This window comes from Streptomyces sp. NPDC017225 (assembly GCF_044331465.1).
Taxonomy (GTDB): Bacteria; Actinomycetota; Actinomycetes; order Streptomycetales; family Streptomycetaceae; genus Streptomyces.
In genome coordinates, this window is sequence record NZ_JBIRNE010000002.1 from 240,669 (window position 1) to 251,808 (window position 11,140).

Below are 11,140 nucleotides of genomic sequence, written 5' to 3' on the forward strand. Positions count from 1 at the left end.
CGCGCACCGGGCGGGAACGAACCGGGCGGGGACTCCCGTGGGTCAGCGGCGCCCGCGACGACGCCGAACCGGGGTCAGCCGGACCCGCGGAGATGGCAGAGCAGCAGGCACACGTCGTCGTCGCGTTCGGAGTCGCTGAGCAGGGGGCGCAGAATCCCGTCCGCCGAGCCCTCCAGGTCCGTCTCCAGCTCCGCAGAACCGAAGGACCCCAGGGCCTGAGCCAGCCGCGCGATCCCCGGGTCTATGCCCCGGGCCCGGCGCTCCACCAGGCCGTCGGTGTACAGCGCGAGCGTCGAACCCGGCGCCAGCGGCACCGTGTGGTCGGCGATCTCCTGCTCCAGCGGGATGCCGAGCATCGCACCCGGTTTGGCGTCCAGGGTCTGGACCCGCCCGTCAGGGGTACGCAGTACCGGCGGCGGGTGGCCGGCGGCGGCCCACGTCAGGGTGGGGTCGTCGGGGTGGAAGCGCGCGATGACGGCGGTGGCGAACAGGTCGGGCTGGAGGTGGTGCAGGAACGTGTGCAGCCGGGTCAGGAGCCGGCCGGGGCTGCCGCCGTCGACGGCGTAGGCCCGCAGCGCGGTGCGCAGCTGGCTCATCATCACGGCCGCGCGCAGCCCGTGCCCGGTCACGTCGCCCACCACGGCGATGACGCCGCCGTCGGGCTGGCGGAAGGCGTCGTACCAGTCGCCGCCGATGTTCAGGCCGTGGGTGGCCGGCAGATAGCGCGCGGCCAGGGCGAGTCCCGGCGGGGCGGGCAGTTCCGTCAGCAGGGCCCGCTGGAGCGTCTCCGCGATGTCACGGTTGTGCTGGTAGCGCTGGGCGTGGTCGATCGCGGTACTGGCCCGCCGGGTCAGCTCGATCACCATCACGGCGTCGTCCGGGTCCCAGCGTTCCCCCGGCGGGGACAGGGTCACCACGCCCAGCGGTGCCTGCCGGGTCGGCAGCGGGATGCACAGCAGCGGCCGCTCGGGATCCAGTGCCGAGGGCGGCTGGTCGTCGACCCCGGGCAGGCCGCCGGGGTGCGCGGCGGCGTACTGGGGCCGTCCGGTGCGGGCGGCGACCACGGCGGCGGCCGGATGGGCCGGCCCCGGCCGTTCACCCTCCTGCTCGAACAGCCAGACGTCGACACTGGCCGCGTACTCCGGCACCAGGAGCTCCGGCAGCCGGCGCACGATCTCGTGGTGGTCCAGCGACGCCGTCAGCACCGCGCTCGCGTCCGCGAGGAACGTCAGCCTGCGACGGGCGTTCTCCGCCTCCGTACGCGCCTTGCGCTCGGCGGCGAACGCCTCCCGCTGGGCCCGCCCGGCGGCGTCCAGCTCGGCGTGCAAGGCCACGACGCCCTGGTTCGTCTGGTGCAGCTCCTCCCGGTGGAAGACGACCAGGTCCTCCTGCTCGGTGAGCCGGTCCAGTACGAGCGCCGTGTCCTCGTCCGCCCCCAGCAGAGCCTCCGCCAGCGCGGCCGGGTCGTCCGCCACGACGTCGGCGTCGGCCGTCGGAACAGCCTCGGGGCAGGGCACCGTGACCCGCCACGGCGGCTGACCGGCGGCGGCGGCGTCACGCGACGGCGTCAGCACCGCGTGCAGCACCCCCTCCCCGGCCTCCGGCGTGGCACGGGAAGCGGTACCGGTCTCCAACGTGAGCCGCCAGGTGCCGCCCTTGGTCAGACACAGCCGCAGCTGCGCCCCGAGCGAGGCCACCAGCCGCGCGCGCTCCAGCGGCGGCACGCCGTAGGCCGTGGCCAGGCGCGCGGTGGTGATGCGTGCCCGTGCCGCGTCGGCGGTGTCGGTGATCTCCCAGGTACGGGTCATGGGCCGTCCGGCGGGTTCGGGGCCAGTACGGCCACGGCGGTGTCGTCCCGCACCGGGCGAGCCGAACTGCTGGCGTCGCGGACCGTCACGGCGGCCGTCACCGCCGGGTCGGCGGCCGCCCGGCAGGTGTCGGGCGTCGGGGTCCAGCGGCTCGGCAGACCGTCGCTGTGCAGGACCAGCACCCGGTCGTCCGCCCAGGCAGCCTCCTGCTCGCGCAGCGTCGTGGGCCGGTGGGTGCCGACGATGCCGGGCCGGGACACCAGGTGCCGCCAGGTACCGCCCTCGCACAGCCGCGCCCCGATGTTGCCGATGCCCGCGAACCTGAGCACCGCGGCGCGTGTGTCGACCTGCGCCACCGCCACGGCCGCGCCGCGGGTCCCGGTCAACGCCGTGTCGAGCCGCCGCAGCGCCTCGGCGGGCGCCAGGTGGGCCGAACCGCGCAGCGCCTCCACGGCGGCGGTCGAGGCACGCGCCGCCTCCGGGCCGTGTCCCAGCCCGTCGGCCAGCATCAGCGTCACCCGGTCCCCGGCCCGGACCCAGGCCCACGCGTCGCCCGAGTAGTCCGCGCCGCCGAAGGGGACGTTCACCGCGCCGGCCCGTACACCGGCCGCCGGACCCGGTCGTGCGGCACGGTTGCCGTCGGGTGCGGCGCCGATCCGGGCGACCACCACCGTGCCCCGGCCCGGAACGCTGTGCAGGTCGAAGTCGTCGGCGAGGCGCGCGCAGGTACCGAGGCCGGCGCCGAGGGAGCGCGTCGTGCTGAAACCGTCGCTCAGCGCGGCGGCCACGTCGGCGATCCCGGGCCCGTGGTCGACCGTGACGACCTGCACGAGGCGGGTCTCGTCACGTTCGGCCGTGAGAACGGTGGGCGCGACGACGTCGATGAGGACCTGTCCGCCCCCGGCGTGCTTGAGCAGGTTGGTGGCCAGCTCGGTCGCCACCAGCGCCGCGGTGGCGGTGTGCTGCTCGTCCAGACCGGCCAGGGTGGCCGCGTGCTCCGCCGCCACCCTGGCGTCGCGCACCCGGGTCGAGTCGTGCACCGGGACGTCCCACACGCGTGGCATCAGGACTCCTCACGCGGGCGGGGCGCCCGGCCCACCCAGGAGGTCACCCGCACGGTGGTGCCGGCCCCCGGGCTGCTCTCGATCGCGAACTCGTGCACCAGGCGCCGCGCGCCGCCCAGCCCCATGCCCAGCCCGCCTCCCGAGGTGAAGCCGTCGCTGAGCGCCTGCTCCAGGTCCGCGATGCCCGGTCCCTCGTCGCTGAAGGTCAGGCGCAGTCCCTGCGTGCCCCCCTCGGTGAGGGGCTGTGTCTCCATCGTTCCACCGCCGCCGTACACGAGCGTGTTGCGGGCCAGCTCGCTGGCCGCCGTGACCAGCTTCGTCTGGTCCACCAGCCCGAAGCCGAGCTGGGCGGCCGCCTGCCGCACATGCTGACGTACCCACACCAGATCCATGTCCGAACGGATCGGCAGGCGGGCCTGGGCGCCCGCGGCAGTGTGCATCACGGACTCTCCTGGCGCAGACCGCCGAAGCGGGACGACGGCGCGTGCCGCGTGAGCAGCCCCATGGCCACCTCGGTACTGAGCGCGGTGTGCACCCCCGGCAGCGTCAGACCCAGCTCGACCAGGGTGATCGCGACCGCCGGCCGCATGCCGACGACCACGGTGCGCGCGGCCAGCAGCTCCGTCTGCCCGGCGATCTCGGCCAGCACCCGGCCGAGGAAGGAGTCGACGATCTCCACACCGGAGATGTCGATGATCACCCCCGTGGCCCCGCTGCGGGAGATGGTCTCGGCGAGGTCCTGCTGGAGCTGCTGCGCCGTGCTGTCGTGCAGGTCCCCCTGCAGGGTGACCAGCAGCACCTCGCCGAGCCGCAGCACCGGAACATGACCCGTCACGGGACCCGCGTGGGGCCCCGGGAATGCCTCGCTCACCGCGCGACCGGGCCGTTCGCGACGGGGTTCACGATGCCGACTCCGAGCTGGTGCAGTACGTACCCCAGGGCGTCGGCGAGGCTCGCCCGGGTGACCACGGTGCCCAGGTCCAGGCCGAGGTGGACCATGGTCTGCGCGATCGCGGGCCGGATGCCGGAGACGATGCACTCGGCGCCCATCAGCCGGGCCGCCGCTACCGTCTTCATCAGGTGCTGGGCCACCAGCGAGTCGACGGTCGGGACTCCGGTGATGTCCAGGATCGCGTAGCGCGCCTGCTGCTCCACGATGGACTCCAGCAGGGTCTCCATGACGACCTGGCTGCGGGCGCTGTCCAGCGTGCCGATGAGCGGAACGGCCACGATGCCGTCCCACAGCTTGATCACGGGAGTGGCCACCTCCAGCAGCTGCAGCCGCTGGCGGTCGATGAGCGCCTGCCCCTCGCTGAGTGCCGTCTGCATGACCACGACCCGCAGGGTGCCCATCAGCACACTCAGCGTGGTGACGCAGTCCCGGGTGTGGTCGGCGGAGGCGTCCGGCAGGTCGGCCACGAGGAGGTTCTCGACCGGCGGGCGCAGGGCGGCCAGTTCGCTCGACACCTGGGCGGTGCTCAGGCCGGCCCGGGAGCGGGCCGCGCCCATCCGCGCCAACTGCTCGCGCACCGTCGTGAATCCGGCGGCGTCCGGGTCCTCCACCCGTGCCGCGTCGGCGACTTGGGCCAGTGCGTCCACCACGGCCTTGCCCGCCTCGACCGCCTCGTCGCGCGAGACGGTGAACACGGCCCGGAACAAGGGCTCGTCCGCCCATCGCTGGGCGATCTGCTCACGACGCCGCCGCAGGAAGTCCCTGACCTCGTCCGTCGGCGATCCCGCTGTTCCCTCCGCCTGTTCCGGCACCTGTTCCACTCCTCATCCGCGTTGCGCCGCACGGCACCCCGAAGGTGGCGTGACGGCGACATGAGTCTGCCGGGCGACAACTGTAACCACCCGCCGACCTCGTACGACACCTGCTCCCGCGGGAACGGTCCGGATGAGCGCCGGGGAGGAAAGGTCTCAGGCGTCCGGAACCCGCGGTCCCTCCGGCTGGGCGTCGACGCGGGCGAGTGCCTCGTCGAGGCTCTCGGAGACCGGCACGGTGATGCTCACCCCCGTCAGGTCCAGCACGCGCCTCACCGCCGGGGCGGGCGCGATGATGTGCACACTGCCCGGCAGCTCGCGAGCCTCCTGATACACCCGCAGAATGATGTTCATGCCGGAGGAGTCCATGAACGGGACCTCCGACAGGTCCAGCAGGAAGTGCCGTCGGCCGTGGTGGAGTTGGTTGGCCAGGTGGTGCTGGAACTCGGTCGCCGTGTCGACGTCCAGGTAACCCTCCACCTTGAGCAGCGCGACCTCCTCCCGGGGCAGCGTCACCTCTACGGACAGCGGGTTCTGGGCTATGGGCACGTGTACCTCCAACAGGACGGACATCGGTGGCTCGGCGTGTGCCACCGCGCCCGCCGATTACCCCCGAATCCGCCTCCCACACCTGTCCGGCCGGGACCTTGAGTCCCGCACCGTCGTCACCCGACCCGGATACCCACCAGGCAGGTGTCGTCGTCCGTGTCCGACCTGCTGTAGGTGAGCAGCCGGTCCAGGTGCTGGTCGAGCGTCTTGGGTGTCGGACGCACGGTGCTGAGCAACTGGGCCAGCGCCTCCTCCACCGACCGGTCGCGGCGCTCGATCAGCCCGTCGGTGTACATCAGCAGCGTGTCCTCTCCGGCCAGCTGCACCTCGTCCTCCTCGTACACCGCCTCGGCCACGGCTCCCAGCAGCATGCCCCTGAGCAGCGGCAGCGGCTCGGCCCCAGGGCCCCGGACCAGCACCGGCGGCAGATGGCCCGCCCTGGCCCAGCGCAGTGTGCGCCGGGCCGGGTCGTACAGGCCGCACACCGCGGTGGCCGTGACCCCGCCCGTCAGATGATGCGCCACGATGTTGAGCCACGACAGCAGCTGCCCCGGTCCGGCACCGGTCACCGCCAGGCCGCGCAGCGCGTTGCGCAGGACCACCATGCTGGTCGCGGCCTCTATGCCGTGCCCGGCCACGTCCCCCACGCACAGCAGCACCCGCCCGCTCGGCAGCATCACGGCGTCGTACCAGTCGCCGCCCACCAGCTGCTCCGTCTCCGCGGGCCGGTACCGGACGGCCACCTGGAGGGCCGGCACCTTCAGCGGGGTCTGGGTGGGCGGCATGATCGCGTGCTGCAACTGCAGGGTCAGCCGGTTGCGCTCGATGGCCTCCTGCTCGGTGTGCGCCAGCCGGTCGCGCGTCGCCGCGAGCGCCACCTCGGTCCAGTGCTGCGCCGAGATGTCCTGATAGGCGCCCCGTACGAGGAGGAGGCGGTCGTCGGCGTCCAGGACCGGCTCGGCCACCACCCGGACGTGCCGGGTCACCCCGTCGGGCCGCTGCAGCCGGAACGCCGCCGACGCCGGCCGGCGGTGGTGCAGGAGCGTACGCAGGAACCGGCCGATGACGACGGCCTCGTCCGGGTGGGCGTGGGCGGTCAGCTCCTCCAACGGCACCGGCGTACTGGCCTGCGGACGCCCGTACAGGTCGAAAAGCTGCCCGTTCCAGGTGATCTCGCCGGTCAGCAGGTTCTCCTCGAAGCCACCGATGCGGCCGAGGCGCTGGGCGTGCTGGAGCAGGCTGGCCAGCCGGGCCGTCTCGTCCTCGATGCGCCAGATGAGCAGGACGGCGTTGCCGTGCCGGCTGACGCTGATGTCCGCGAGCGCCGACAGCGGCACCTGGTCCACCAGCGCGGTCAGGTTCATGCGCCGGGCCCGGAACGGTTCGCCCGTGGCGTACACCCGCTCCACGCTCTGGTACAGCTCGCTGTCCCCGGCGGCCATCGGGTAGGCCTCAAGCAGCAGCGCGCCGCCCACCACGGCACGCGGCCGGCCGGCCGGATCGAGGAAGCTCTTGTTCACGTGCTGGATACGGAAGTCCGCCAGGTGACCCTCGGCGTCCAGATGCGGCACCAGGACCAGTGCGGGGTCGTACAGCCCGTCCGCCAGGTCCATCAGCTCCACCGCGTCCGGCATGACCCGCGGCTCCTGCCCGGCGCCGTGCGGCGGCGTGTACGACTCCAGGGTGTGCGCGCACAGCTCCGCCAGGGCCTCCACCTGGCGCACCACCTGGGGCGGCTGCGGGGCCAGCGCAGCCGGCCAGGCGATCTCCAGCACGCCGTGGATGCGCCCCCCGGTACCGGCGGGCACGGCGGCCCTGCCGCCGTCCGGGTACTGGTGCCGGCCCACACTGGGCAGCCCGGTCTCGGCCAGGGAGGTGATCCACTGGCCCGCGCGCTCGGTCAGCCCGCACCGGGCCACCGTCGCCACGTCCGGCGGCACGTAACGCCAGCGGGTGGCCTCGGCCGCCGAGAACCCCGCGCTGCCGGCCAGTGTGAGCGACCCGTCGTACCCGGCCGCCCAGATGGCCACGGCGACCGCGCCGAGCGGGCGCAGCGCCTGCTCCAGCAGGGCGTCGGCGACGGCCTGGGTGTCGTCCGCGGCCAGCGCGCCGCTCTCGGCCGCCCGCAGGCGCACGGCGGCCGACTCGGCCACCGCCTCCCCGGCCTCCGCGCCGTCCGCGCCCTCCTGGGCCACCGCGGCCTGCGCGGCGGCGGTGGCCGTGAGGAAGGCGTCCGTGACCTCCGACATCCGGTCCCGGGCGGCCTGGTTGATGACGTCGACCGCGAACTCCAGGGGCGTCACCTGGGACTGCTCGGCCAGCTCGGCGAGCTGGCGGGCGGCCTGCGCCGGACCGCACCCGAGCCGCGCGACCAGGATGCCCTTGGCCAGCTCGATCAGCGCCCGGCCCTCGGCCTCCGCCTGGGCGGCCCGGACCTCGCGGCTGAGCCGGTCCACCGTGGCCGCCAGCCTGCCCACCGGCGACAGCGGGGTCATTTCGCGCAGGTCGGCGGCCGGCCCGTCGACCGCGTGGGACCGCGGTGGCCCGGACGCCGGGGGCGGCGTGGCCGACGTTTCCCGCGGCGCGGCGCCGGTCGGGTCGCGCGGCTGCTCGGACATGTTCACGATGAGGACGCTCCTCGGCTGGAGACCGTCACGGAGCACGACGGGTCGCGCCGCGCACCGCCCGGCCCACCGGTGTACGGGACGGGGGCCGGCACGCTCATGCGGGCAGCCACCGCCGGACGCAGGCGATGAGGTCCTGGGTGTCGACGGGCTTGGTGACGTAGTCGCTGGCGCCCGAGGCGAGGCTCTTCTCCCGGTCACCGGGCATCGCCTTCGCGGTCACCGCGATGATCGGCAGCTCCGCGTACCGGGGGATCCGGCGGATCTCGGCCGTCGCCGTGTAGCCGTCCATCTCCGGCATCATCACGTCCATCAGGACCAGCGCGACGTCCGGGTGGTCCACCAGCGTCTCGATGCCCCGGCGCCCGTTCTCCGCGTGCAGGACCCGGAAGCCGTGCAGCTCCAGAATCCCGCTGAGCGCGAAGAGGTTGCGCGCGTCGTCGTCGACGACGAGGACGGTGCGCCCGGCAGGCGAGCCGTCCAGGGCGGCCGGGGCCGGGGTCTGCTCCTCGGGCCGGACCAGGGACAGCACGTCCCCCGGTTCCTCGGCGGCCAGGTGCAGGGCGATGCGCTCCCGCAGTTCGTCCAGGCTGGACAGGAACTCCAGCGCCCCGCCCGGCGCGCCCGAGCGCAGGTTCTCCTCCAGCGCCGCGTCCGCGCGGTGACCGCTGTGCACGAGCACCGGCACGCTGGCCAGCGCCGAGTCGCCGCGCAGGGCCTGAAGGAAACGGGACGCCTCGGCGTCCGGCATGCCCAGCTCCAGGACGACGCAGTGGCACGGCTCGGCCGCCAGCGCGCCGGCGGCCTCCTGCGCCCCCACGGCCGTGATGACGTCGAGCGGAGGCCGGTCGGCCGCGTCGTCCCGTCCGTGCGTCAGGTCGGCGATCACGCTCTCCGCGACGAGGGTCAGCAGACCGCGCGGACGCTCCTCCACGACGAGCAGCCGTCGCGGGCGCTGCCGGTGGCCGACCGTGAGCTCGGGCGCCGGCCCCCGGCGGGTGAGCACGTCGGCCGCCGACTCGGCCGGGGCGTGCTCCGCCGTCCGGTCGAGCAGCTCCTCGAAGTCGGGCCGGGCCACGGGCAGGAACAGCGTGAACGTACTGCCCCGGTCGGGCGTGCTCTCCACGGTGACGGCGCCGCCGAGCAGCTGGGCGATCTCCCGGGTGATGGACAGGCCGAGCCCGGTGCCGCCGTACTTGCGGCTCGTCGTGCCGTCCGCCTGCTGGAAGGCGCCGAAGACCGACTCCAGGTTCTGCTCGGGGATGCCGATGCCCGTGTCCTTCACCCGGAAGGCCACCACGGCACCGCCCCGGATCACGCCGCTGGGCACCTCGTCGTCCGGCGCCGGTTCGACGGCCAGCTCCACCCCGCCCCGCTCGGTGAACTTCACCGCGTTGGACAGCAGGTTGCGCAGCACCTGACGCAGCCGGGAGTCGTCGGTGAGCAGGTCCGCCGGTGCTCCGGCGGCCGTCGTCACCGTGAACTCCAGGCCCTTCTGCGTCGTCATGGGCCTGAAGGTGGCCTCGACGTACTCGATGAGCTGCCGCAGCGTCACACGCTCGGGGGCGACGTCCATCTTGCCCGCCTCGACCTTCGAGAGGTCCAGGATGTCGTTGATCAGCTGGAGCAGGTCCGAGCCCGCGGAGTGGATGATGCCCGCGTACTCGACCTGCTTCGGGGTGAGGTTGCGCGACGGGTTCTGGGCGAGCAGCTGGGCGAGGATGAGCAGGCTGTTGAGCGGGGTGCGCAGCTCGTGGCTCATGTTGGCCAGGAACTCCGACTTGTACTTCGAGGCCAGCGACAGCTGCTGGGCGCGGGCCTCCAGCTCCTGCCGCGCCTGCTCGATCTGCAGGTTCTTCGCCTCGATGTCCCGGTTCTGCGTCGCCAGGAGGGACGCCTTGTCCCCCAGCTCGGCGTTGGAGCGCTGCAACTCCTCCTGCTGCACCTGGAGCTCCGCCGAGCGGGCCTGGAGCTCTGCGGTCAGGCGCTGCGACTCGGCGAGGAGCTCGTCGGTACGGGCGTTGGCCACGATCGTGTTGACGTTCACGCCGATGGTCTCCATCAGCATGTCCAGAAAGTCCCGGTGGACCTGCGTGAACGCGGTGACCGACGCCAGCTCGATCACACCGAGGACCTGCCCCTCGACCACGATGGGCACCAGCACCAGGGCGGCCGGAACCACCTCGCCGAGCCCCGAGGAGATGGTCACGTAGCCCGGCGGCAGCTCGTCCACCACGATGGTGCGCCGGCTGCGCGCCGCCTGCCCGACCAGGGTGCGGCCGAAGGCGATGCGCGTGGGCCGGCTCGCGTCCTCGGGATAGCCGTAGGAGCCCACGAGTCTGAGCTCGGGTCCGCCGTCGCCGTCCTCGGCCAGATAGAACGCGCCGTACTGGGCCGAGACCAGCGGCACCAGCTCGTCCATGATCAGCTCGGCGACCACCGGCAGATCCCGGTGTCCCTGCATCAGCCCGGAGATCCGGGCGAGATTGGTCTTGAGCCAGTCCTGCTCCTGGTTGGCCCGCGTGGTCTCGCGCAGGGACTCCACCATGGAGTTGATGTTGTCCTTCAGCTCGGCGACCTCGCCGGACGCCTCCACGTTGATGGAGCGGGTCAGATCGCCCTCGGCGACGGCGGAGGTGACCCCGGCGATCGCGCGGACCTGCCGGGTGAGGTTGCCGGCCAGTTCGTTGACGTTCTCCGTGAGGCGCTTCCAGGTCCCGGAGACGCCCTCCACCTCGGCCTGGCCGCCGAGCCGGCCCTCGGTGCCGACCTCGCGGGCCACCCGGGTGACCTCGTCGGCGAAGGCGGAGAGCTGGTCGACCATCGTGTTGATGGTCGTCTTGAGCTCCAGGATCTCGCCGCGCGCGTCGACGTCGATCTTCTTCGACAGGTCGCCCCGGGCCACCGCGGTCGTCACCAGCGCGATGTTGCGCACCTGGCCGGTGAGGTTGTTGGCCATGGAGTTGACGTTGTCGGTCAGGTCCTTCCAGGTCCCGGCGACGTTCGGCACGTGCGCCTGGCCGCCGAGCCGGCCCTCGGTGCCGACCTCGCGGGCCACCCGGGTGACCTCGTCGGCGAACGCCGACAGCGTGTCGACCATCGTGTTGATGACGTCGGCCAGCGCCGCGACCTCGCCCTTGGCCTCGACCGTGATCCGCTGCGACAGGTCGCCGCGCGCCACGGCGGTCGCGACCTGCGTGATGGAGCGGACCTGGCCGGTGAGGTTGTTGGCCATGGAGTTGACGTTGTCGGTCAGGTCCTTCCAGGTGCCCGACACCCCGCGCACCTGGGCGCGTCCGCCCAGGTTGCCCTCGGTGCCGACCTCGCGGGC

8 protein-coding genes are annotated in these 11,140 nt (G+C 73.4%); all 8 read right to left on the reverse strand.

Annotated features, from left to right (window positions below):
• Window positions 1-74 precede the first annotated feature (74 nt).
• Window positions 75-1,808 carry a SpoIIE family protein phosphatase gene (locus ACH4NX_RS04780; RefSeq protein ID WP_351398779.1) on the reverse strand — a complete coding sequence of 578 codons (1,734 nt, stop codon included), beginning with the start codon at window positions 1,806-1,808 and terminating at the stop codon, window positions 75-77.
• Complete coding sequence (locus ACH4NX_RS04785) at window positions 1,805-2,872, reverse strand: ATP-binding SpoIIE family protein phosphatase (RefSeq protein WP_398126968.1); 1,068 nt, start codon at window positions 2,870-2,872, stop codon at window positions 1,805-1,807. The genes ACH4NX_RS04780 and ACH4NX_RS04785 overlap by 4 nt, the downstream gene beginning before the upstream one ends.
• A complete protein-coding gene (locus tag ACH4NX_RS04790; protein ID WP_351398775.1) occupies window positions 2,872-3,312 on the reverse strand; it encodes an anti-sigma regulatory factor in 441 nt (146 codons plus the stop codon). The genes ACH4NX_RS04785 and ACH4NX_RS04790 overlap by 1 nt, the downstream gene beginning before the upstream one ends.
• Complete coding sequence (locus ACH4NX_RS04795; RefSeq protein ID WP_279562479.1) at window positions 3,312-3,743, reverse strand: STAS domain-containing protein; 432 nt, start codon at window positions 3,741-3,743, stop codon at window positions 3,312-3,314. The genes ACH4NX_RS04790 and ACH4NX_RS04795 overlap by 1 nt, the downstream gene beginning before the upstream one ends.
• Window positions 3,740-4,636 (reverse strand): STAS domain-containing protein, encoded by an 897-nt coding sequence (locus tag ACH4NX_RS04800; protein ID WP_351398773.1) that lies wholly within the window; start codon window positions 4,634-4,636, stop codon window positions 3,740-3,742. The genes ACH4NX_RS04795 and ACH4NX_RS04800 overlap by 4 nt, the downstream gene beginning before the upstream one ends.
• Window positions 4,637-4,792: 156 nt before the next feature.
• Window positions 4,793-5,185 (reverse strand): STAS domain-containing protein, encoded by a 393-nt coding sequence (locus ACH4NX_RS04805; RefSeq protein ID WP_383524759.1) that lies wholly within the window; start codon window positions 5,183-5,185, stop codon window positions 4,793-4,795.
• Between the two features lie 116 nt (window positions 5,186-5,301).
• Entirely contained in the window at window positions 5,302-7,803 is a 2,502-nt protein-coding gene (locus ACH4NX_RS04810; protein ID WP_398127169.1) for a SpoIIE family protein phosphatase, read from the reverse strand.
• Between the two features lie 103 nt (window positions 7,804-7,906).
• Window positions 7,907-11,140: HAMP domain-containing protein (locus ACH4NX_RS04815; RefSeq protein ID WP_398153346.1), on the reverse strand; the 3,234-nt coding region annotated here is incomplete at its 5' end.